The sequence below is a fragment of the Pedobacter sp. BAL39 genome, from assembly GCF_000170795.1.
In the GTDB taxonomy this organism is placed as follows: Bacteria; Bacteroidota; Bacteroidia; order Sphingobacteriales; family Sphingobacteriaceae; genus Pedobacter.
In genome coordinates, this window is sequence record NZ_ABCM01000027.1 from 1 (window position 1) to 23543 (window position 23543).

18 protein-coding genes are annotated in these 23543 nt (G+C 45.3%); 11 read left to right on the forward strand and 7 right to left on the reverse strand.

Annotated features, from left to right (window positions below):
- The 6 genes from PBAL39_RS22780 to PBAL39_RS24905 all read right to left on the reverse strand — a co-directional run.
- Positions 1–565: hypothetical protein (locus PBAL39_RS22780; protein WP_008246116.1), on the reverse strand; the 565-nt coding region annotated here is incomplete at its 3' end.
- A 94-nt stretch (positions 566–659) separates the two neighbouring features.
- Positions 660–1076 carry a DUF1801 domain-containing protein gene (locus PBAL39_RS22785; protein WP_008246117.1) on the reverse strand — a complete coding sequence of 139 codons (417 nt, stop codon included), beginning with the start codon at positions 1074–1076 and terminating at the stop codon, positions 660–662.
- 116 nt (positions 1077–1192) lie between these two features.
- Positions 1193–2266, reverse strand: a complete 1074-nt coding sequence (locus PBAL39_RS22790) for an acyltransferase (RefSeq protein ID WP_008246118.1) — start codon at positions 2264–2266, stop codon at positions 1193–1195.
- Positions 2267–2411: 145 nt separating this feature from the next.
- Positions 2412–3503 (reverse strand): PepSY domain-containing protein, encoded by a 1092-nt coding sequence (locus PBAL39_RS22795; protein ID WP_008246119.1) that lies wholly within the window; start codon positions 3501–3503, stop codon positions 2412–2414.
- Positions 3500–5869: a TonB-dependent receptor gene (locus PBAL39_RS22800; RefSeq protein WP_039867524.1), complete on the reverse strand. Its 2370-nt coding sequence runs from the start codon at positions 5867–5869 to the stop codon at positions 3500–3502. Before PBAL39_RS22800 ends, PBAL39_RS22795 begins: the two co-directional genes overlap by 4 nt.
- A 176-nt stretch (positions 5870–6045) precedes the next feature.
- Positions 6046–6429 carry a hypothetical protein gene (locus tag PBAL39_RS24905; protein ID WP_157274179.1) on the reverse strand — a complete coding sequence of 128 codons (384 nt, stop codon included), beginning with the start codon at positions 6427–6429 and terminating at the stop codon, positions 6046–6048.
- A 181-nt stretch (positions 6430–6610) separates the two neighbouring features.
- On the opposite strand from PBAL39_RS24905, the gene PBAL39_RS24910 reads away from it, so the two are divergent.
- Both PBAL39_RS24910 and glgP read left to right on the forward strand, forming a co-directional pair.
- Complete coding sequence (locus tag PBAL39_RS24910; RefSeq protein WP_198139869.1) at positions 6611–8908, forward strand: PAS domain-containing protein; 2298 nt, start codon at positions 6611–6613, stop codon at positions 8906–8908.
- A gap of 206 nt (positions 8909–9114) precedes the next feature.
- The gene (gene glgP, locus PBAL39_RS22815) at positions 9115–10758 is read left to right on the forward strand and encodes an alpha-glucan family phosphorylase (protein WP_008246123.1); all 1644 of its coding nucleotides are present in this window, start codon (positions 9115–9117) and stop codon (positions 10756–10758) included.
- A gap of 39 nt (positions 10759–10797) precedes the next feature.
- On the opposite strand, the gene PBAL39_RS22820 is transcribed toward glgP, so the two are convergent.
- Positions 10798–11247: a hypothetical protein gene (locus tag PBAL39_RS22820; protein WP_008246126.1), complete on the reverse strand. Its 450-nt coding sequence runs from the start codon at positions 11245–11247 to the stop codon at positions 10798–10800.
- Between the two features lie 267 nt (positions 11248–11514).
- Here PBAL39_RS22820 and PBAL39_RS25485 point away from each other — a divergent pair, with 267 nt between their 5' ends.
- The 9 genes from PBAL39_RS25485 (at position 11515) to PBAL39_RS22860 (ending at position 23304) form a co-directional block, all read left to right on the forward strand.
- Positions 11515–11673 carry a hypothetical protein gene (locus PBAL39_RS25485; protein WP_008246128.1) on the forward strand — a complete coding sequence of 53 codons (159 nt, stop codon included), beginning with the start codon at positions 11515–11517 and terminating at the stop codon, positions 11671–11673.
- Positions 11674–11803: 130 nt separating this feature from the next.
- The gene (locus tag PBAL39_RS22825; RefSeq protein ID WP_008246130.1) at positions 11804–12394 is read left to right on the forward strand and encodes an RNA polymerase sigma factor; all 591 of its coding nucleotides are present in this window, start codon (positions 11804–11806) and stop codon (positions 12392–12394) included.
- Between the two features lie 206 nt (positions 12395–12600).
- Positions 12601–13650 (forward strand): FecR family protein, encoded by a 1050-nt coding sequence (locus PBAL39_RS22830; RefSeq protein ID WP_008246132.1) that lies wholly within the window; start codon positions 12601–12603, stop codon positions 13648–13650.
- A gap of 59 nt (positions 13651–13709) precedes the next feature.
- Entirely contained in the window at positions 13710–17264 is a 3555-nt protein-coding gene (locus PBAL39_RS22835) for a SusC/RagA family TonB-linked outer membrane protein (protein WP_083801809.1), read from the forward strand.
- A gap of 23 nt (positions 17265–17287) precedes the next feature.
- Positions 17288–18640 carry a RagB/SusD family nutrient uptake outer membrane protein gene (locus tag PBAL39_RS22840; protein WP_008246137.1) on the forward strand — a complete coding sequence of 451 codons (1353 nt, stop codon included), beginning with the start codon at positions 17288–17290 and terminating at the stop codon, positions 18638–18640.
- Positions 18641–20518 (forward strand): TlpA disulfide reductase family protein, encoded by a 1878-nt coding sequence (locus PBAL39_RS22845; protein WP_008246139.1) that lies wholly within the window; start codon positions 18641–18643, stop codon positions 20516–20518. It begins immediately after the preceding gene.
- A gap of 4 nt (positions 20519–20522) precedes the next feature.
- Entirely contained in the window at positions 20523–22148 is a 1626-nt protein-coding gene (locus PBAL39_RS22850; RefSeq protein ID WP_083801810.1) for a S41 family peptidase, read from the forward strand.
- A 24-nt stretch (positions 22149–22172) separates the two neighbouring features.
- Positions 22173–23027, forward strand: coding sequence for a DUF4369 domain-containing protein (locus tag PBAL39_RS22855; RefSeq protein WP_083801811.1), 855 nt, complete (start codon positions 22173–22175; stop codon positions 23025–23027).
- Entirely contained in the window at positions 22999–23304 is a 306-nt protein-coding gene (locus tag PBAL39_RS22860) for a peroxiredoxin (RefSeq protein WP_008246145.1), read from the forward strand. The genes PBAL39_RS22855 and PBAL39_RS22860 overlap by 29 nt, the downstream gene beginning before the upstream one ends.
- The last annotated feature ends 239 nt before the right edge of the window (positions 23305–23543 follow it).

Here is a 23543-nt window from a genome sequence, read left to right on the forward strand (position 1 = left end):
GAATGTTGCGTACCAGTCCTGTTTCTACCGACCAGAACCCGGTTTGGAGAAAAGTACGGTCGCAGGTGCGCGACATAATTTTGCTGATAAATGGCCAGGTATCATCTTCAAATTTCGTGTGGCCTCTTTTAAGCGCCAGTTTTGCCCATGCCCATACAACATGGGCCTGTCCGTCGATCTGGTGTTCATCACTAATGATGGTATAGGTTCCATTTTTCTTTCCGATTACGTGAGGGATGCGTTCCATGTCATATTGCTGAGTGGCATTGATGGCACATTGTATCACAAGTTCTGCTTCTTTAAGTCTCCCTGTTTCAATCAGCATGGCTACCATAGGGCCTACAGACCGGCAGAACATTCCCTCATACGCTCCGGTCAGGGACTCCTGAAGGTAGCCGTCATTCTCCATTCTGTTGACAAGGCTATAATAGGTGTTTGCATATAGCTTTTCAAAAAATGGAGACTGAAGTATGGATTTAATTTGCCGGGCCGTAGTAGTCTGTGCATCGGCGGTGCCGAATAGCAGACAAATCATCAACAGCTGGGGTAGAAATTTCCTGGTCATGTATAAAGGCTTTCCAACGAAGATAAAAAACAAAGCTGAGTTAGTTTACAGGTTGTGAAATTTCCTGACATTAGCTGAGACCGAAGCCTTATCTTTAAGTGTTTTGTGCTGAAACAGAAACCCAGGTTTTGATGACTGTATGAAGTTTTGACTCTTTGTTTTGAAAATCCTTAAGATCCTTGATGGGTACCATTCTTCGGCCATCTTCGTATCTTCCTTCCATGATACCTGTTGTGTCAATGACCTTTGATCCCGTAGGGAAAATGAGTAGTATATTTTCATGTCGGAGATGGAGCACCAATAAATCCCGCGGATAGGTTTTTGGATCAGAAGACGCCATCTTACCCGTGTAGTAGAAAGCCGGGGATTTCCATTTAATGTGCTCTGCAATATCGGAATCCAGACCTAATATGCTTTTTCTTATGGTGTTAATCAGAGATTGAAATTCCTCTGAGTATTGTTCAATATGCTGATCAACCTTGACAGGATCATGTATTTCTTTAGGCTTCATACTGGGAAATGAGCTAATGGACTAAATAATATCTTAAGTCATGCAATCTGCTGAAAATATTCCTTAGGACAACGTGGTCAATGCGACTAACATACGGTGGATATGCGACAGCATTGTTATCCGAGCAGCCATTTACTTTTAGGTAAAAACGACACTAGTTTAACCACAATGTAAGTCAGAATGAAAGTCGTTACTGCAATTAACGGGAGTTTTACCGCGGCTGTGTCCCATTGTTTGTCAAAGTATCCATATACAGCGTTCAGCACCATGATGTGTGCCAGATAAATTCCATAGCTTTTTGCCGAAATGTCAAGTAACAAACGAACTGCCGGCGACGAAGGATTCGGAATGGTAATGTTTTTTAACATTAAAAACAGGCCTGCTGTCATCATGGCCACATTAATGGTTTCAAATCCCCAGGTCAATTCAAGTGTGCTGTTGAATTGCTCAAATGACAGGCGTGTCAGAAAGCCATAGGTAGTCACGATATAACCCACTATGATGAGCAGGATGCCCACGATATAATTCCAGGGTTTTGGCTCCAGGTGAAACCGCCTGATGTAATTGGCGAGTATGATATATCCTAGAAATCCGGAGAAATAGTATAACATGGGTGTCTGGTTCCAGAAGCATTCGCCCCAGATGCTCTCGAACAGCAGGTGCAGGTAGGGGATGCTGAGTGCCGCCGCCCACAATAGCAGGTAAAATTCCATGTTTCTGCGACTACAGGTTTGTACCCATCCGGATATGATCGGTGCAAATAGGTACAGCCCCAGCAGCATATACACAAACCAAAGGTGGCCAATTTCGACGCCAAAGTTGACCGGTATCTTGGTGATGTTCAGCAAAGCACTGCTGAATGTGGTTTGTCCCATAAAATATTGGTAGAAGGCATATAATGCGCACCAAATGATAAAAGGAACGGCAACCCTGCTCATTCTCTTTTTGAAAAATGTTTTAGTGTCTGTCACCGGAAAGAGGAAGTAGCCCGATAACATGACAAACAATGGCACACAAATTCTGAACAGGGAGTTATACCACCCCACAACATGAGCATCAGGTGTATTGAGTACTGCGCCTCCAGGTCCAATGTAGTAAAACTCGCCGGCATGGATCTGGATGACCATATAACAGGCAATGACGCGGAGGATGTCAAAGCCATAGTGACGTTTTAGAGAAAGCTGAGGCATAAATGAATATTTCGTGAAACATAATCATTTTTTGGTAATCCCGGAAAATCCAATAAAGGTAATCCGGGAGATTTGGAGATAATTGTGAGACTGAAGTCTGTTTTTATGCTCAATTGTTGTGTTAAAATGACGTTGATGATGAAGGTCATCTTCTTTTTCGCCACCAAAGTAATGCTCCGGTAATGGACAGCAAACCAGGCAATAAACCAATGATGACGTATAGTATCTTAACCGGGGTACCTCCGAAGTTTCCGACATGAAGCGGAAAAAATGTGGCCTCCACCTTTTCGCAAAAACCTTTGTCGGCAAATAGATCCACGGCGGCTATTTTTCCTGTGGATGGGTCTATGGAGACCGAATTCCCGTTATTAAAAAAAACAGACTGGTCTTTCAGCGTGCCGCTTACCTGGAAGTTTTTTCCGGGTTGCGTTGGTAAATAGACTCTTTTCAGGACCAGGTTCGGCAGTTCTTTTTTTGCTGCTCCCAGCATGTGATCTATATTTTGGGAGGATAAGGTGTTCGCTGGAGCTGTTGTCGTTTGTTTCTTCCAGTAGGCCGGGTCGAACGAAAATTTGTTCATCCAGAATCCTGTAAAGAAAATGACCACATTGAAAAGCAATGCCCATACACCCACCACTCTATGGAGCCCTGAGGAAATGGTGCGCCAGTTGTTCCATTTCAATCTGGCCCTGAAGGTGAGCACCTTCCATACCTGTTTGCGGTAAATGATCAGTCCGGTTATGGTAGACAGCAGCATGGTGATCCCAAAGACCGTTGCCATCAATAAACCAGGGATGCCTAACTGCAGGCTCCAGTGAAACTGCGTGATCCATGGCATGATCCCGGAATTCAGGTCTTTAAGGTTTCCTTGCCGCAGGACCTCACCAGAATATGGATTGATGCTGATCAACCCAAGGTCATAGGTGCTGATTTTTCCATCATTCTGATATAAACGGAATTCGTAGGCCTCAGTTTTGGCATCGTCCGGATTTAACCAGGCGATGCCGGCGAGGTGAGGATGTTCTTTGCCGATTTTCCGGTACAATGCATCTATTGAAAGTTTGTTGCCAGTAGGCTTGACCTGTAGCAATTCTGCGTTTATGGCGTGGTCAATCTCCTTTAAGAAGACCAGCGCTGAGCCACTCAGCCCGATCAGCAGCAGGAATATGCCGCTGATCAGGCCAAGCCAGCTGTGCACCGCAAATGCAAGCCTGCCCATGTATTTCTTTTTGTTCATCGGATCTGATAGCTTAACCCAACTCTAAAATTAAAAGGGTCACCCAGGCCGGCGGTGGTGGTGCTGGACCTGCTGCCGGTGAAATAGTGTTTGTCTGTCAGGTTGTAAGCATTAAGCTGCAGGTTGTAGCGTCCCTTCTGGTAGTTGACAGCCGCATCGAAGACCGTATATTCAGGGAATACAAAGTTCTGGTTGCTGATCAGTCCAACCTGATCGCCAACATACCGGAGCCCGGCGGCAAAGCCAAGTCCTTCGAGGGCAGTAGCATTCACATTATACTTTAACCAGAGGTTGGCCATATGTTTCGGTGCATTAGCAAAGCGGTCGCCTTTTTTGCCGTAGGCACTTGTGCTGAGGATGATGTGTTCATTGTATGCATATCCGGCGATGATGTTGAAGTTCTGAATTGTGCCCGTTGCCGAAAATTCAATCCCCCTGCTGCGGGTACCGTCAATGGCAGCCTGGCGGTGGGAATTTTCGTCAGTGGGTGCCGCAGTTAGAATGTTCGCATACCTGATCTCATACGCAGATACCGTTGTCGACAGCTGTCTGTTAAAGAATTCAGCCTTAGTGCCGAGTTCATATTGCGTGGCTTGTCGTGTTGGAAAAGGACCTCCGGAAAGCACATTGTTTGAGGTCTGAGGATTAAAGGATTTGAGGTAGGTACCGTATACGGAAACCTGTTCCATTGGCAGATAGACCAGGCCGACCCTGGGGATCCAGCCGGAGGCCTGCAGTGCGTCCCCTTGTTTATTGTCCCTTGCAGAAAGCGGTGTTTCCTTACCATCGTAGTCGTCATATCTCAGCGAAAGCAATGCCTTAAGCTGGCGGCCCAGGCTAATCTGGTCCTGCAGATACAGGCCAATCAGGTTAGTGATGCGTTTGTTGTCATCTGACTCTTCAGCAGCAACATCAGGTCCTGGTACATCATTGCTGTAGTCGGGGTTAAAAATCGAGATCCGTGTAGATGGTTTATACTGATAATCATTTTTTGTCCAGCCATACCTGTTGTAATCTGCACCAATAATGAGCTGATGTTTCAGCGGACCTGTTTTGGTATCATACGTTGCGAAAGCAGTGGTTTGCAGGCTGAACCGGTCCGTCTCCCAATCCTGAAGCGCACGGCTGATGGAATCGTTCCTGATCTTTCCTACAGGGATATGGTCATTGTAGTCCAGGGTATTACTTACTGCACGTTGCACGACGCTTAACTTCAGCTTTTCGTTGAAATTGTGGTTGAATGTCAGCGTTGCCGATGCATTGTTGGTTTTCCCGTAGTCCGTCGGACTTTGGATGGTCAGGTTATTCGGGTAGTAGTTGAAGTCGAAGCTGCCATCAGGATTGGTGTAGATGAAGCTACCATTGTCATATTGATGAACAGCCTTTTGATGGGCATAGTTTACCTCCAGGTTCATGTTGGTATTTGCGGAGAAGAGATAGCTCAGGGAAGGGGCAAAGAAGATATTTTCTTTATCCTGATCATTGCGGAAGCTTTCCGATCTGTCGTAACCCAGTATGGCGCGGTAAAGGAGTTTTTTGTTTTTCGTGAGGGGTCCGGTAAGATCTGCAGATGCCCTGCGGAAGTTCCAGCTTCCAAAGGAAAGGTCTACACTGTAGCTGGCGGCTGCAAGAGGTTTTTTGGTAACAAAGTTAACCACCCCACCTGGTGCACCTTCACTGAACAAAGCGCCCGAAGGGCCCCGAAGGAGCTCTACAGCTGCAACATTGTACAGTAATGGTTGCTGGCTCCATAAAAACAGGTTGCCCCTAACCCCATTGTAAAGCAGGAAGCTGGCATCATTTGGTGAATAGGCCGTGAACCCACGCATGGTGAAAGAGCCGTTCCCATTGTTGGCCTTCATACCTGTAAAGGTGCTCGCAAGCTCATTGAGGGTAAATGCCTGTCTGTCCTGCATGACTGCTGATGACACCACCTGCACCGATTGTGGTGTTTCCAATAGCGGGATGTCCATACGCGTGGAACTACTGGATTGTTTCATCTGGTACTGGTTCTTACCACCATTTATGGCAACCTCTTTTAATTCCGCCCGGTTTTCCGAGAGCTGAAGATTGAGAAAAGCATTTTTGCCGGCAGTGATGACCAGATTCTGTTTGTGTGCAGCATAACCGATGGTAGAAACGACAAGTACATATGTTCCTGCGGGAATGGCAGTGAAACTAAAATTGCCTCCCGCATCTGTCTGCGTGCTGATGCCCGTATGCTGGAGCTGAACCGTAGCATTGGATAAAGCTTCATTTTTGTCTGTTACAATGTGCCCTTTTAATGATCCGGAGCCGGATTGCGCAAAGGATTGGCTGCTGATGAGCAGCATAAATATTATAAATTGAAGAAGATTGACCTTCATTTTGAATGTTAAAATTTACAGATACAGAATACACCGGGCCTCATGCATGTCGCATGAATAGGTATCCGCATCAGTTATGAAATGATATTTTTTGATAAACACATCGACATCCTGCTACACCAGAGGGCAGCTCTGGTGTTTATGGTAACAGGAAATGCGATGAAAGAAGAAAATTGTCAGGCAATAAATTCCTGTGGTGGTTTGAAAATATCGTTAACAAAAATAGAAGGTTTGAACTTCAGATAGAAGGGGTTAAAACGAAGATGGCCCTTGTCGATGATGAGCCCTGTCAGTTCGAGTCTGTTCATTTTGCAGAAAAACAATACATGGGCTTTCTGTTGATTCTCAGCCCTTTGTTTTTCCTCATTCTGTTCTGCTTGTTTGAGTTTTTTTGCGAGTACACATCGCCCGTTACAGTGCATCTCGGGTTTGTCCCTATTTTCACATAGAGCCGAAGCGATGTAGTCCTGATTGATTCTAAAAGCCAGGATGATTCCCAACTTATTGAAGGACTGCATGATCATCATCAGAAGTAATAAAATGCAAACTGATCTTCTCAACTGTTATTCATTTAACGGGGCAAAGGTATTATTTTTTAGGTACTTGTACATGGTGTTTTGTTTATTGCTGCGTGTGGGGTAGAACCATAATTTCAGCACTTACGTTTATGTGCTAAAAAAAGTTATTTTTGATTAGCTAAATTCAACGGACTTGCACATCAACGAAAAAATGTTCAGGGATATGATCGAGGGGTCACCATATCCTGTATACCTGGTTTCCGGGGATGAACTGATCATTACGCTTGCCAACAGGGCAACACTGGAGGCATGGGGACGCGACATGTCGGTAATTGGCAAGCGGTTTAACGAAGCCTTGCCTGAACTTCATGACCAGCCTTTTGAAAGCCTGATCCGTCAGGTGATGCGTAGCGGAGAACCATATCATGCCTTAAATGACCGGGCAGATATCATGATTAATGAAGAGCTACAAACCTACTTCTACAATTTCAGTTATCAGCCTTTATTTGGTGAAGAAGGGGAAACGATCGGTGTAGTTTGTTATGCGACAAATGTAACAGAGCAGGAGAATGCGAGGCTCAGTGAAATCAAACTGAGGCACAGTACGGACCTGGCGCAAATGCAACGGAAACTGGCGATTGAAGGTGCGAGACTGGCCACTTGGTCTATCGATCCGGAAACCAAAATTGGCCATTATAGCCCGGTACTCAATGAGATGCTGGGGCATAGCGGTGCGGTACCGCTGACCTATCAGGAACAGCTTGCGCAGATCAGTCCTGAGTTCCGGCAGCAGGTGGTCGACGCTATCGCACATACCATCCGAACGGGAGAGGACTATGACGTGACCTATTCGCAACGCAGGCTTGATACTGGCGAACTTGTTTGGCTCCGGGCATTGGGGCGACCCGTAAAAAATGAGGAGATGTCCATCTCGCTGATTTCAGGGGTAATCATGGATGTCACGTTACAGGTTCGTGCTACCCAGGAGATTCAACAGCTGCATGAGGAAGCGCGGGAGTCAAATGAGGAACTCGCTGTAATTAATGAAGAGATGAGTGCTTCCAATGAAGAACTCACGGAATCGTATCACCTTCTTGAACTGAGCGAAGGACGATTCCGGAATATTATTGTGCAGGCTCCCTTTGCAATATGTGTCATCCGTGCTGAAGATCTGATCGTCAGCGAGGTGAATGACCGCTACCTGGAACTCGTAGGTAAAAAGCGCGTGGAGCTGGAGGGCAAAAATATATGGGATGGCGTGCCTGAGGCCGCGGAAGTCTATGAGCCTGTGATGCAACAGGTGATCCGCAGGGCTGTCGCTTTCCATGCGAAAGAAGCGGAGTTGTACCTCCTGCGTCAGGGCAAACCAACACAGGTTTTCGTGGACTTTGTATATGAGCCTGTGTGCGACACCAAGGGAGAAGTCTCGGCCATTATGGTCGTGGGTATTGATGTTTCTGAAAAAGTCCTTGCAAGGCAGGCCGTTGAAGAGATGGAAGAGCGGATCCGCCTGGCGGTAGAGGCCGCTGAAATGGGCACTTTTGATTACGATTATGGTACGCAGGAATTGTTGGGCTCCGAGCGCTTCTATGAAATTTTTGGTGTGCCGATTGGCAGCAGCAGGGAAGAGGTCATCAACACTTACCATCCAGAAGATCGCAGCCTGAGTGCTGAAGCCCACGAGCGCGCAAAAACAAGTGGTAAGATTCTTTATGAAGCCCGTCTGATGTCCGGGGCTGGCTCCATGAGATGGGTTCGGTTCCAGTCCAACGTATACTTTGATGGGGGTGGGAACCCTGTACGCACACTGGGGACAGTGCTTGATATTACAGAGTTTAAAGCCCTCCAGCAACAAAAAGATGACTTCATTTCCATCGCCAGTCACGAACTGAAAACACCGCTTACCAGCTTAAAAGCATCCCTGCAATTGCTTGAGCGGATGAAAGATCAGCCCAATCCCTTAAGCTTTCCAAGACTCATCACCCAGGCGGCGAAAAGTATGGACAAGATTTCCGAACTGGTTGACGACCTGCTGAACGTTTCCCGCATTAATGAAGGACAGATGCTCATCCGAAAAGATTGGTTCGACATTGATGATTTATTACACAGCTGCTGCGCAACCTTCAGGGAAAATAGCGGAAAACAGTTTCCTATTCAGACGACAGCAGGGTTAAAAGTTTTTGCAGATGAGCACAGAATAGAGCAGGTATTAGTAAACCTGATCAGTAATGCCATCAAATACGCGCCAGAATCAGCGGTCATTAACTTAATAGCGGTGCAGATTAGTTCCTCTGTCAAGGTTGAGGTGCGGGATAACGGTCCGGGTATATCACAGGAAAAGATCCCTCATCTATTTGACCGGTACTACCGTGGTGACTCTTCAGGTATACAGGTTTCGGGCCTTGGCCTCGGACTTTACATCAGTGCGGACATTGTGCGCCGACACGGTGGAGAGATCGGAGTGGAGAGCAGACTTAATGAAGGCAGTACTTTCTGGTTCACGCTGCCGAACCCTCAATAGGATGTTGGATTTTCTGATGTTGCTATGCTCCTGTGCGTTAGAGATCAATGATGAGGTGGGACATCAAACGAAAAAACTGATGTCTTATAATTTTGTTTAAAGAGGTAAATCATTCTAAGCACCAGTATCCACAGGATGTAACCTATGCCGGATAGCAATGGAATACCAATTAAATTATCTTATCTTCAGAAACTAAGACTCGTACGATGACAACAAAAGAAATTTTCGGCTACGAAGCTGATCCCCATTTTACAAAGAAAGTTGCATATTTTTCAATGGAGTTTGCCATTGATCAGGCTTTGAAAATTTACAGTGGAGGACTGGGATTTCTGGCAGGCTCCCACCTGAGAAGTGCTTATGATCTGAAACAACATCTGGTAGGGGTCGGCATGCTTTGGAAATATGGTTATTATGACCAGACAAGGGATAGCGAAGGTCTCATGAAGCCAGAATTTGTCGAAAAACAATACAGCTTTCTGGAAGATACAGGAATCGTATTTACGGTTCAGGTACATGACTCCCCTGTGCATGTCAAAGCGTGGCTACTGAGACCGGAAACATTTGGTGCTGCACCTCTGTTTTTGCTAAGTACAGATGTAGCCGAAAATGATCCGGTGTCCAGATCAATTACCAATAACTTATACGACGAGAACGAAGCTACGCGGATTGCCCAAAGCATCGTGCTGGGAATAGGTGGTGCGATGTTGCTGGACCTGCTAAATTATGAACCGGAAGTTTATCATATGAATGAAGGACATTCGGTCGCCCTCAACTTTTATCTGTATGCGAAGTTTAAGAGTTTGCCGGAGATTCAGAAACGCGTTGTCTTCACAACTCATACACCGGAGGCTGCGGGAAATGAATCCCATAGTTACGCGCTGTTAAAAGAGATGTCTTTCTTCTATCATTTACAGGACCATGAGGTGAAGTTCATTCTGGATATGGAGGGGGACTCCTTCAACTATACGCTTGCAGCATTAAAGTTCGCGAGAAAGGCCAATGGCGTTTCTAAGATTCATGGCAAAGTCGCTCAGGACATGTGGGCGGGAAATAGTGGGATCTGCGAAATTATAGCGATAACAAATGCACAACATAAAGGTCATTGGACAGATCCTTCATTAGCCGAAAGTTCGGCTGCAGGAGATGACGTAGCCTGGCTTCAAAGAAAAAAAGAGATGAAACAAGATCTTTTTAAAGTTGTGTCCGATCAGTGTGGTAAATTATTCGATCCCGAGGTTTTGACCATCGTTTGGGCCAGGCGTTTTGCCGGGTACAAGAGGGCGGACCTGATCATGAGGGACTGGCAGCGCTTTGTAGATTTGGTGAGTAAACTGGATCATCCCGTTCAGGTAATCTGGGCGGGAAAACCTTATCCGAAGGATGGGCAAAGTGTCGATCTGTTCAATAAGATCATTACGCGCACCATGGATTTAAAAAATTGTGCTGTCTTAACAGGATATGAACTTGGTCTGTCCGCTTTATTGAAAAAAGGAGCTGATGTCTGGCTGAACAATCCGACAATGTACCGCGAGGCTTCTGGCACAAGTGGCATGACTGCAGCAATGAATGGGGCGATAAACCTGACCATTCCTGACGGATGGGTGCCGGAATTTGCCAGAGACAATGAGAATTGTTTCCTGATTGGGACAGCCCCTGACAACGCTAATCAAGAGGAAAGGGACAGATTCGAAAACGTCAGTTTGCTGGATACACTCGAGACTAAAGTCCTCCCGACATATTACGAGCGTCCTGAACAATGGATAAAACTTGCTGAAACAGCCTCAGCGGATGTGGTCTTGTCCTTCGACTCGGCCCGTATGGCGACTGAGTACTATGAGTTGTTATATTGACAAATCAATATTTTTTTTGAATGCATTCAGTCTTGCTTGTTAATTCAGTTCCTGATTTGTTCCAGGAACCTTGGAAGGTCTGAGATTGACAAATGTCATTAGACCCGCAATCAGAAAACATGCGTTGATGAAGATGTGCGGGGTAATCCGGATCTTATCCGTAGAAGGGGCAAGTGACGCCACGATCAGGGCTGTTGAGCTGCTGAGCAAGACCGTATAGATAATCCCTGCAATGCGCGGATTCGGAGCATACGAAATTAGCCGGTACACGATGAATACACATACCAATAAGGCGCCTAGATATATTAAATACCAGAATACACTTGCGTTGCTGATGGTCAAAGCTGAACTCTGTAAGTCCCGGATCTCCCCTAATGCAAATTTCGCGAGGATAAAGTAGGCAATAAGCCAGAAAAGATACGTACCTAAAGTAGCCAATACCCATTTAGCTAATGCTTTAAATGTAAGCGTGTGTTTAGAAGACTGCATGTTGTTGTTTAACCCCTATAATAAAATCAAAAACTGTAATATGAAAGCCGGGCTATCCAGCACCGGCTTTCGAACAAAACTTAGACTAACCAAATCCAAATATTTTTGAGCGTTGCTGATTGCTATCATTCGTTTTTGAACCGGATCTCTGATCAGCGACACAAATATAATTAAATTCTACTAATTTGGTAGTCTTTTATTTTTATTCTATATTTGAGACAGTTAATCTGATTTGTTCATCGGCAGGATGCCAAAATACAATTTGATATGTCCATCTACTTAGAGTTTCCAGCTATAGCCGAGTACCCATTATATCCTAATCCATTCAGGAATGATCAGGAGGTTTTTTTTCCTGAGGATGAACTTCCGAAAGTGGCGGAAGAAAAAATAACACTACACGATTACCTCACCCTGAAGATGGTGTGAAACCTTCATTCATCATTGTGGTATTCAAAAGATAGGTTCTGCAGCCGCCCTCATCATGTATTTTGGTAACTTCCAAAAATTATCCATATTTGGATAATCTTCCTTAACTTATCTATATACAATCGACGACATGGCTAGTGAGCAAGAGGTATGGGATGAATTTCGGTCTGGGGATGAGGGGGCGTTCAAAGTGGTCTTTGATACCTACTATGATCCATTGTTCAATTATGGCCACAAGTTTTCCCCGGATGATCATATCATCGAAGATGTGATTCAGGATTTGTTTGTCAAGCTCTGGGTGGGAAGAGCAAGTATCAAACAGACAGGATCCGTAAAAAATTATCTTTATAAGGCTTTCCGTCGTCGGCTGTTCCGCAAACTCGACTATGCACCGAAGATCATGTCCGTCCCGGACACGGAGCAGGATTTCCCTTTTAACATAGAGCTTGGTCACGACCAACAGATCATCAGTACAGAGCGGATTGAAAATATCCGTCGAAACCTCACTGTAGCTCTTGATCACATGACGTCACGACAGCGGGAGATCATCCATTTGCGCTATTTCGAGGAGCTTGAATTCCCGGAGATTGCGGACGTCATGCAGTTGTCGCAAAAAGCGACCTATAAATTGCTCTACAGAGCCATAGATACCCTAAAGAAGAACCTTCCAAGATTTGACTACCTGCTGATCATTTACCTGCTCAATCTCCCCAGAAAATAAACGCTTTCTTTTATTGACGGGAACCCCTTGGTTTAATAGCCGGCCGGGACACTGTACTTGCACCCGGGAAGGCTCTTTTGAACCTATTCAACCCCTTTTTCTGCATGCCGGACGCACAGCCAGAGCATCCAACAATTTAAAAAATAAAAAAACAGAAACTACTGGGGTAAAATATAAAACGCATGTGTATATAACATTAACAAATCATGAACAACATCGAATCAGCCAACTACAGCAGCTTTGAAACGCTGGACTTTTTCACAGATGAGCATTTCATCCGCTACGTATTGCATTCCGAAGATGCAGACCGGGCCTATTGGCAGCAGGTCATGCTCAGCTATCCGGATAAGTTAAATGCAATGGAGGAGGCTGAAGCATGGGTGCTGATGCTCAATCGCCAGCCATTATATCAGGGAAATACTCCGAGAGAGGAAATCTGGGATAAGGTGAGTTCTAAAATCGGGAAACACAACCACGTTCAACGCACATATGTGGTTCCATTAAAAAGAGCAGCAAGGTGGCTGTCGGGAATCGCTGCGCTCATCCTGCTGTATTTTTCAATTACTGAGGTGATGCAATTTGGCCGGCAGACATTCCAGTCGCACTATGGTGAGCTTAGGAGCGTCATCTTCCCTGACGAGTCCGTTGCAATGTTAAATGCCAATAGTAAGATTTACTACCACCGGGACTGGCGCTCAGATAAACCTAGAGAGCTGTGGCTCGAGGGGGAAGCTTCCTTTAAGGTGAAGCATGTGGCTATTAAAAACAGGTTTCAGGAAGCCGATTCTTTTAAGGTCCATGTCAATGGATTGGAACTAACGGTGTTGGGTACACAGTTTAATGTGAAAGACAGGCGTGGAGAAACAGAGATTTCGCTGATTGAAGGTAGTCTTCGGATCGATAAAAAAGACGGTAAAGGCTTCTCGCGTATCATGAAGCCGGGTGATGTGTTCCGCTATGATGGACATCAGCTTTTAAAAACAGACCATCAGCGTGCAGCAAATGCAAGTATCTCATGGACGCGCAAGGAACTGGAACTGCAAGGCTATGCACTTCAGGATGTATTGAACGTGCTGGAGGATACCTATGGTTACAAGATTACTATGCACGCTCCAGAGCTGGCAGCCAAACGCCTTTCCGGGGTGATCCCTTTGACCAATGACCAGGATATCATTTTCGTCATGGAAAAGGTATTCAAGATCAGCGTGACACGGCGCAACAGAGAATTGATTATTGACAAAGCTAAACAAGAATGATACCGACATAAATAAATACCAGCAGAATCAACTAAACCACAAACCATAAAACAAACTAAATGAAAAGACAACTACTCATTGTTATGAGCATAATGCTCTGTGTAGGCTTTTTTAATACTGTTTCCGCACAGCAGAAGATGAGCCTCAAGCAGGCACTGCAGGAGATTCAAAAAGCCTATGGTACGAAATTTTCTTACCAGGCTGAATTGATAGACGGTTTACAGGCAACACTGACCTTGCCGCTGTCTAAATCTCAACCGGTAGAAAGGGCCTTAAAACAGGTGCTTTATCCGAATAAATTGCTTTTCCTGTATGTCCAGGACAATTATTATACCCTAATCACAGACAATAGGGAACAAGAAGTGAATACCGATGCCGCACGGTCAAACATTCCGGAGCCGAACTACCGCACCATTACAGGTAAGGTAACAGATGCAATCGGAATGCCGCTGGTGAGCGCTACAGTATTTCCGGAAGGAATGGGAAATCGTAATGGCAGCGTGACCAGCAGTGACGGGTCATTTACCCTTCGCCTGCAACAGGAGGCCACTGCACTGGTCGTTACCTATGTTGGAATGCAGCCTAAAAAAATTCCACTGGGGAAAACGAATGTGATTAATGTAACTATGGATGACAATCTCAACCTACTCAAGGAGGTATCGGTAGTTTCGATGGGTTACACCAAACTCCCTAAAGAACGCGCTACAGGTGCATTTGGAAGCATCACCAGTAAGGAAATCAGAGAGGTGCCTTCCATCAATATTCTGGAGAGAATTGAAAACCTGACGCCTGGTGTGCAGGTTGACCTGAAACAAAATACAATCCGGGTGCGGGGTGTAAACAGCTTTAGCACCGCCACTGCGTCGCCACTGATCGTCGTGGATGGATTTCCGGTGATGGAAACCACGGACCGGGCCGGCAACTTGTCGGATGTGGTTTCGAATGTGAGCGGTGGCGCCATATTGAACCGTTATAATCCGGAGGACATAGAAAGCATTACAATTTTAAAAGATGCGGCTGCAACCTCAATCTGGGGCGCCCGTGCAGGAAACGGCGTAATTGTCATTGAGACAAAACGCGGTAAAAATGGTCCCACAGCGGTGAATTTCAGTACCAATCTAAGCATTTCTTCACCTGCAGACCTGAATAAATTGAATACCATGACCTCAGCTCAGTATATTGACCTGGAGCGAGAGGTAAAAGAACTGGGTTTTCTTACCGACCCGGCCATTAAGCAAGACTGGCAGACATTCAACAGCAACGCGCCCCTGGGAGAAGCCCTGGAGTGGATGTTTAAAGTGGATAGAGGAACAGCTACTGTTGCAGAAGGTGACGAGGCACTGGCACGTCTTTCCCAGATTGACAACAAAAGTCAGATCCGTGATCTGATGATGCAAAAGGCGGTTACGCAGCAATATAATTTGTCATTGTCTGGCGGCGCCAATAAGAGCAGTTATTACATCTCGGGAAATTATACACGTGACTTGCCTGTTTTCAGAGAAAATCTGGGTCAGAGCTTTTTCCTGACCTCAAATCTAACCAATAAGCTATTTAATGACCGGTTAACGCTGAACATCGGGATCAATTATACGTATTCTAACAGTGTGAATAATCCCACGGCTGCAAACACAATCAGTACGGGTGTTCTTGGACTGAGACCTTACGAATTATTAAGAGATGAAAATGGCAATAACATTGAACGCTCTATTCGATTCAGGGATGAAGTGAGTCAGGACTTCCTCGATAAAGGATACCTGCCCTGGACCTATTCTGCATTGGACGATCTTTATGCGGTCGATAATCAAACCAGTGCCAACCGATTCCGTTTCAATATGGATGCGACTACTAAGCTCGGAGAAGGCCTTACCTTTTCCGTCCTGGGCTCTCTGCAACGCAATCTGGAGGTAACGGAAGACATCAGTTCTGTGGATAGCTACTATGTCCGCGATATGGTAAATTATGGAACTACCATAAATACTGCAGGCAAAAGAGTATATGGTGTGCCAATGGGTGGTACGCTGCGTCTGGCTAACTACGACGGATGGGAGTATAATCTACGTGGTCAGCTGAACGTCGATAAACAATTGGCCAGCTTTGTGAAACTGAACCTTATTGGTGGTGCGGAGATCCGTCAGACGCGCTACCAGTCTTCTAATCAGGTGCGCTATGGTTTCAATCCTGACACCTATTCTAACCTGATAGTGAATCCTACGGCCAACTATACAAACGTAGAAGGCTGGAGCTCTCAAATCGGATACAATGATAATCTTGCGAAAAACATCAACAGGGCACTTTCTTATTATTCGAACGCTGGTCTTTCTTTTTTGAATGACAAGTATGTGGTCTCAGGTAGCTTGCGTTTCGATGACTATACTTTAACCGGTGCTGCAAGGAATCAACGCGCTAAACCACTCTGGTCTGCAGGAGTAAAATGGAATGCCAAAATGGAAAATTTCATGCAGAATGTCAATTGGCTGGATGCATTGTCCTTCAGAATGACTTATGGGGTAGCAGGAACAATGCCGAAGTCGGCGGCTAATGTTGTGGTGATCAATACCAGTACAGATAACAATACCAATGAGCAGATTGCATCTATTGCTTCCCCTGCAAACAACCAGATTTCCTGGGAAAAGGTGAAGACCTTCAACCTGGGGACAGACTTTGCGGTATTACATGGACGTCTGTCTTTCAACGTGGATATTTATCAAAAAAGGATGAGTGATATTTTGTACAGGTTACCGTTCAATCCTACTTATGGGTGGACGAGCCTGGAATTCAATAGTGCTTCCATGAAAGGTAACGGCTTTGAACTGGGGATGAGAATGGATGTTATCAAAAATAAAGCATATGGCTGGTCCAGTTTGTTCAACTTCTCCTACAATACCAATGAGGTGACGGATAACCGTATCGTTAAGAATACAACTACAAACCTGGTGAATGGTAGTTTTGCCGTAGGCTTACCCCTGGATTATATGTATGCTTACCGTTGGGCCGGTCTGGACGACAAAGGCCAGTCGCAGGTTTACAATAAGAATGGTGAGATTATCAGTTCTGCAGTGGGTAACAACATGTTATCAGCAGATGATCTGGTGTATCAGGGTCGTACTACTGCACCTTACTTTGGTGCTTTTAACAACGACTTCAGGTACAAGCAATTTAACCTGGGGGTACGTATCTCTTATTCGATGGGTAATGTTCTGCGAAGATCTTCTGTACAGAATTATCCCGATTATGTGGGCTACAGGGGTGTCATCGGTTCCCAAAAAGACCTTGCTGAGCGTTGGAGGCAACCTGGTGATGAAGACTTTACCAATGTTCCGGGCCTGAAGAATGTTTCCTACAACAGCCTACAGCGGTATACCTACTCCGATCTGCTGACAATCAGCGGAAGTTACATCCGGTTACAGCAGATTTCATTGAGTTACAATGCACCTGCTGCGTTGCTCAAAGGTTCTCCTTTCAAATCGGCAAGCTTCAGTGCGAGCGCAAGAAACCTGGGACTGATCTGGACAAAAAACAAGGACGGGATAGATCCTGCTTACTTGTATACCAATAATTATAATAACCTGCCGCCAGCTAAGGCATTTTTCATCAGCATCAATACTTCTTTCTAATCATAGCATATAAAATATTAGTAATGAAAACATCAATCGTTAAATTCCTTGCAGGTATGCTGCTGGTTGTATTGGCACCATCCTGTCGTAAATATGTCGAAGTTCAGCAATATGGTAACAGAACATTGCTCAATACGACCGATTACCAGTTTGTGATGAACAATAGGGAAGACTTTAAATTAGGTTATATCCTGCCGACAGTAGTCAATGATGATATGGCAACCACTACGGCTTCACATCAGGCTACCTGGGGATCGGAAATTAAAAATGCCTACATATGGGCTGCTGAGTATTATGTCCAAGGCCAGTCTGATGTGGGTTGGAACAACCTTTACAAACAAATTTACACCTGTAATGAGGTATTGTACGGAGTAATGTCCAGTAAAAATGGTACTGATGCGCTGAAACGTGAAATTTATGCTGAAGCACTTGTTCAACGTGCTTTTGCCTTTCTGATGCTCGCTAACCAATATGCCGAAGTTTACAATCCGGCTACGGCGGCAGCACAGGTAGGGATACCAATGTTGACCACTCCGGATCTATATCAGCCGTTAAACCGTACCAGTTTGAAAAACGTATACGACCAGGTTGTTAAAGACTTGCAGGAAGCAATACCTTCATTACCTAATACGGGGACCAATAATGGGCATCCAGGCAAGGCTGCGGCTTATGCGTTGCTGTCAAGGTGTTATCTGTATATGCGTAATTTCGAGCTGGCTGGTGAAGCTGCTGACAATGCACTGGCCTTGAAAGCTAGTTTGCTCGACCTTTCCATCTACGCTGTCGGTAACACTGCTTCTTTCCCCCGTTCGCTGGCGGATCCTGAAATTTTGTTGTACAAAGTTACGGCAGGAACTTTCCGCTCGGAACTGAATCCGGAATTGCTTGCTTTGTTTGCTACCGGTGACCAACGCTATAACTTATACACTGGAACTCAGTCTGGTGTTCCAGGACGCTCATATGTTCGTGGTAACTTCACTTTCGAAGGAATTTATACCGGCCTGAGTGTGCCAGAGGTAATGCTAAACAGAGCTGAAGTCTATGCCCGTGCCGGAAACATCGGCAAAACGGTCGAATTGCTAAATACATTAAGAGCAAAACGTTTCACTTCTGCTGCCTATCAGGATCTGGTCATCACCAATGTTGCTGATTTACTTCCCGCTGTTATTGAAGAGCGTCGCCGTGAATTTATGGGGACAGGTCTACGGTGGTTCGATCAGCGCAGACTGAATCTGGATGCTACGCTATCTAAACCTGTATCGAGAACCTTTGAGGGGCAGACCTACACCTTGACCCCTGGCAGCAACCGCTTCATTTTCCCAATTGCGCAAGGCATCCTTGACCTTAACCCAGAAATACAACAAAGCCCAAGATAGATGAAAAAACAAATTTTTACACTTTGCTTATCCCTTCTGTCCATATTTGCCTATGGACAGGATGGTAGGCAGAGATTGAACCTTAGCCCCGCTTTACCAATTGCGGGCAAGCCGATGTCAATTACCTATGATGCTAAAGGAAGTGACCTTGAATTTAGTGATGAGGTATCAGCCGTGGCACTCCTTTACCGCAACCTGCAATGGGAAGTACAGCCGCTAAAGCTGAATAAAATAAAGGAAACCTGGAGCACAAAGCTGGTGCTGCCTGCTGATGTTGCTTTTATGACTATACGATTCTTTCAGGGAAGGGTGGATCAACCTGAAGCTGTTGATAATAATGATGGCAGAGGCTTTTACAGCAGGGTGCTGAGCCCTAAGGGGAAACCAAAGCCCGGCAGCTATTTCGGAGAAGTCTTGCTTTGCATTGCTGCGCAGGAATTGAGGCCATTCGCAACGCCGGAGAAAGATGGAGCAAGGGTAGAAGTATTGCTGAAAAAAGAATCGCAGATTACGGGAGGTTTGGTGCCTTCTGAAGATCAACTATCCGACATACAGCGGTATTATCAGTTTACTATAAAAGATGAGACCCGCGCAGCCCGGGTTAAGTCAGAAATTCAGGCCCTCTTTCCGAGAGGAAACACCGCAAGATTCTTAAGCTATCAACAAGCTTTGCAAGAGAAGGATCCTGCGAAATTCACACAGGCCCAAGAGCATTTTTTAAAGGAATTTCCGATTACGGAATGGCGTAAAAATAAAGGCAGCCAGTCTTACATCTATTACACGGTTTATCGCGGACTGGCCACAGCCTATTTTGAGAAGAAAAACTTTGATCAGTTTTTAGCTCTGTTCAACGACTTCGATTTTAAGACTGCCAATGAGGTGTACCGCTGGAACCTGACCAGAGGAGAGATGATGGGCAATGAAGGCGAGAAGAAAGAAATGCTGGTCCTTAGCAGAAAAATCATGCCGTACCTACTGAAGTTAAAAAATGACGGCTCCTACAACGAGGATTTTGGAGGCAATGATTCATTGGAAAACAACAATGTTGACCAGCAATTGAGCGATCGCATCTTTACGCATGTTTCTTTATGTAAGGCAGGTGGAGCATACCGGGAGGGGGCTGACTATTTCCAGTATCTATCTGATCAAAAAAGATATGCCAATGCGGACCTTAATGAAATCCATTTATACCTTCTTGATCAGCTAAACGAACAAAAAAATGTCAAACCATTGCTGGAAGCAAGCGTGAAAAACAATGCAGTGACTCCGCTGATGTTCGACCGCCTGAAAGCCATTTACCTGGCTGAGCATAATGGTGTTGCCAAAGATTACGATAGCTACCTGGCCTCGTTAAAATCTTCTGACGCCATTGGTGCCATGCGCCATCATGTGATGGAAAACATGGTCAGACATCCGCTGATTCCCTTTTCATTGGAAAATGGCGAGGGTAAGATGGTCAACTCTGCCGACTGGAAAGATAAGATTGTGGTGATCGATTTCTGGGCCACATGGTGCAGACCATGTATCATGGCCTTTCCTGGAATGCAATTGCTCATCGACAAGTATGCCAAAGACCCGTCTGTGGGTGTCTACATGATTGGCACCATGCAGTTTGGCGACTACAAGAAAAAATCTGTTGACTATGTGAAGAGCAAAGGTTTCCGATTTAATTTACTACATGATGCCATCGGTGAAAAAGGCGAGCAGGATAAAGTATTTAAAAGCCTGATCCCATTGTTCCAGTCGTCGGGAATCCCACGTAAGATTATTGTGAAAAATGGTGAAGTGAGGTATAGTTCAGAAGGATATTCCGGTAGTCCGAGTCAGCTCATGGATGAGTTGTCAATGGCCATAGAGATCCTAAGGGCAGAAAAATAAAAACATGAAAAAAAGTTATAAGTTGTTATTGGCAGCGTTGTCGCCAATATGGATGTTTCCAGCGCAGGCGCAGATGAACCCAAAGGTGAAGTTGCAGGAGGCGCTAAAGTTAATCCAGGATAATTATGTAGATCCTGTGCAGGATGAAAAATTGGTAGATGTTGCCATCAAGGCGATGGTGAGTGATCTCGATCCACACTCCAGCTACATCAGTCGGGAAGATGCAGAGGCTATGAACCAGTCTATGAGTGGCAGTTTTGCAGGCATCGGGATCACCTTTGCGATGATCAGCGACAGCACCTTCGTGACCGCTGTGAATCCTGATGGACCAGCCCTCAAGGCGGGACTTAGACAAGGAGACCGCATTGTTGGCATAGATAGTCAATCGATCGTAGGCAAAGGATTGAAAAATCAACAGGTCATGATGATGCTTCGTGGCGAGAAGGGAAAGGAAGTGAGTCTTCAGATCATGCGTGAGGGGAGTGCAGATCCCTTACTGGTCAAAGTGATGCGCGAACAAATTGCTGATTTATCGATACGATCGAGCTATATGGTCAACAAAGAAATCGGGTACATTTCACTGGGGATCTTCAGCGGATCTACGCGCAGGGAAATTGATACGGCCTTAAAAACTTTGAAAGCTCAGGGCATGAAGAAGCTGATCCTCGACCTGCAGGGTAATGGCGGGGGTTATGTGCAGTCGGCAATTGGTGTGGCCGACGAATTCTTGCCAAAGGAAAGCCTGGTGTTTTATTCCGTCGGACATGATGGCGGAAAGGATCATTATGCAACAGGTGGTTTTGGTCAGTTCATGACTGGCGACCTCGTGGTACTTATCGATGAATCTACTGCTTCTTCAAGTGAGATCGTTACAGGATCCCTGCAGGACTGGGACCGTGCAGTAATTATTGGTCGCAGGAGTTTTGGTAAAGGTCTGATGCAGAAACCTGTTGTTATGACAGATGGATCGGTATTGCAGTTGACGGGTGCCCGTTATTACACGCCATCCGGCCGTTCGATCCAGAAGCCTTATGTAAAGGGTAAAGCAGATTATTTTGATGATTTTAACCGCAGACTGGCATCAGGTGAGCTGAAGGAACCCGGCCATTTTAACTTCCCGGATTCCTTAAAATTCAGTACGCTGACCAATAAGAAAACCGTTTATGGTGGTGGAGGGATCATGCCGGACCGCTTTGTGCCGATTGATACGAATGTTTACAGTGCCTGGATGAACACGTTGATGAATAGTGGTATTGCGACGAAGGCAGGATTTAACTATGTGCAGCATCACCGGGACGCTTTGTTGAAAAAGTATCCGGAGTTCGCAGCATTCAACTCTGGATATCAGGTGGAAGATGCGCTGCTGGATCAGATCCTGGAACAGGCATCTGGACACTTTAAGGGCATGCCTGGAAAATCTGACCTCGCGGCGCGCAGGAGCCTGAAGGTGGAGATCAAGGCTGATATGGCCAGTTTACTCTATACTGGCAGAGATTACATGTTGCAGGTACGTAATGGAGCCAATGAAGCTTTCTTAACTGCGGTTGAGGTATTGCAGGACTCATCGCAGTACAATCGTTTGCTGAAAGGCAATGGTGGTAAAGGACCCCAAAAGAAAAAGAGCAAATAATCAAACATCAAAAGAAATTAAAATATGAATAAAATAGTTTTAGGAATGCTGGCATTTATGGCACCTTATGCAGCGCTCGCACAGGATAGTTATGGCATTAAAGGGCAGGTTGGAAAATTGAACAAACCTGCGAAGGCTTACCTGTTGATCAAAACAGGAAACACTTCTCAGGTGGACTCAGTAGCAATCGTAAACGGGAAGTTTGAATTCAAAGGAACTGTTGCCTCCATCACTGAAGCAAATATCAGGGTAAAACATGACGATAAGCCTATCGACCCACTAAAGCAGCCCAAAATGGATGTTAAAGCTTTTCTGATTGGTAATAATGAACAGATCACGATGATGGCTAAGGATTCTTTACAAAACGCAGTGATTACCGGATCTCCACTCAACGAGGAGAGTGCACGCGTTGATGCGTTTCTAAAGCCTATTTATGATCAGTTTGGTGAGCTGAATAAGGAGTTTAATGAGCAGACGGAAGCAAAAAAGCAGGATCAGGTTTACTTAAAAACGCTTGACGATCGTGCTGTTGCCATCCAAAAAGAAATTTTCGATACCAAGCTGAGCTATGTGCAGAAAAACCCAGATCAGTACATGGCAGTGATGGCCTTTAATTCAGCTGTGGGTAAGGAATTTGATGCGGTAGCGATGGAGAAGATTTTTCTTGGAATAAATGAGAAGCTTAGAAATACTTATCTTGGTAAAGAGGTGCCGAACGAATTGCGAAGTGAAGAAACGCAGGATGGGGTAGAAGCTCCTGAATTCACGCAGCCAGATGTGACGGGAAATGGTGAACTTTCCGATTACGTGGGAAATATGTGCTGGTTGATTCTGGGCTCCTGGTGCGCGCTTGCAGACGCGAAAACCCAAACTTGGTAAAGGCTATGCCCAATACAAGGATAAAGGCTTCGAAATCCTTGGCGTGTCTATGGACAAAGCTGTGGATAAAGCAAAATGGCTGAAAGCAATCCAGGATGATCGATTGACCTGGAAACAGGTAGGTGATCTTAAAGGTTGGGAAAATGAGGCTGGTGTTTTATATGAAGTAACGGCAATCCCAATGAATTTCCTGATCGATCCTAATGGGAAGATTATTGGTAAATACCTGCGGGGAGCAGAGCTGGATAAAAAATTGGAGGAGATCTTTGCGAAATAAGGTCGTAGCCATTCATTTGATTAAACCGCAATCAGAGCAATCTGATTGCGGTTTTTTATATTGTGGCGGTAAATGTATAGAATTGAGCAATACCAAAGAAATGGAAGCGCGGGTTTAAGCTGAAATTAGAAATTCAGAATTTAAAAACACTGCCTCCCTTAGAATGTTCGTATATTGAATGTTGTTATCCTATTAATCAGTGCAATCATAGTAACTAATGCTGGCCGAAACCGCAATTC

Excerpts from the sequence above, each read along its gene's own strand:
- PBAL39_RS22830 (WP_008246132.1), top strand. The coding sequence starts at position 12,601 with ATGAACAACATCGAATCAGCCAACTACAGCAGCTTTGAAACGCTGGAC.
- PBAL39_RS22795 (WP_008246119.1), bottom strand. The coding sequence starts at position 3,503 with ATGAACAAAAAGAAATACATGGGCAGGCTTGCATTTGCGGTGCACAGC.
- PBAL39_RS22785 (WP_008246117.1), bottom strand. The coding sequence starts at position 1,076 with ATGAAGCCTAAAGAAATACATGATCCTGTCAAGGTTGATCAGCATATT.
- PBAL39_RS22825 (WP_008246130.1), top strand. The coding sequence starts at position 11,804 with ATGGCTAGTGAGCAAGAGGTATGGGATGAATTTCGGTCTGGGGATGAG.
- PBAL39_RS22840 (WP_008246137.1), top strand. The coding sequence starts at position 17,288 with ATGAAAACATCAATCGTTAAATTCCTTGCAGGTATGCTGCTGGTTGTA.
- PBAL39_RS22850 (WP_083801810.1), top strand. The coding sequence starts at position 20,523 with ATGAAAAAAAGTTATAAGTTGTTATTGGCAGCGTTGTCGCCAATATGG.
- PBAL39_RS25485 (WP_008246128.1), top strand. The coding sequence starts at position 11,515 with ATGTCCATCTACTTAGAGTTTCCAGCTATAGCCGAGTACCCATTATAT.
- PBAL39_RS22790 (WP_008246118.1), bottom strand. The coding sequence starts at position 2,266 with ATGCCTCAGCTTTCTCTAAAACGTCACTATGGCTTTGACATCCTCCGC.
- PBAL39_RS22845 (WP_008246139.1), top strand. The coding sequence starts at position 18,641 with ATGAAAAAACAAATTTTTACACTTTGCTTATCCCTTCTGTCCATATTT.
- PBAL39_RS22820 (WP_008246126.1), bottom strand. The coding sequence starts at position 11,247 with ATGCAGTCTTCTAAACACACGCTTACATTTAAAGCATTAGCTAAATGG.
- PBAL39_RS22800 (WP_039867524.1), bottom strand. The coding sequence starts at position 5,869 with ATGAAGGTCAATCTTCTTCAATTTATAATATTTATGCTGCTCATCAGC.
- glgP (WP_008246123.1), top strand. The coding sequence starts at position 9,115 with ATGACAACAAAAGAAATTTTCGGCTACGAAGCTGATCCCCATTTTACA.
- PBAL39_RS22835 (WP_083801809.1), top strand. The coding sequence starts at position 13,710 with ATGAAAAGACAACTACTCATTGTTATGAGCATAATGCTCTGTGTAGGC.
- PBAL39_RS22855 (WP_083801811.1), top strand. The coding sequence starts at position 22,173 with ATGAATAAAATAGTTTTAGGAATGCTGGCATTTATGGCACCTTATGCA.
- PBAL39_RS24910 (WP_198139869.1), top strand. The coding sequence starts at position 6,611 with ATGATCGAGGGGTCACCATATCCTGTATACCTGGTTTCCGGGGATGAA.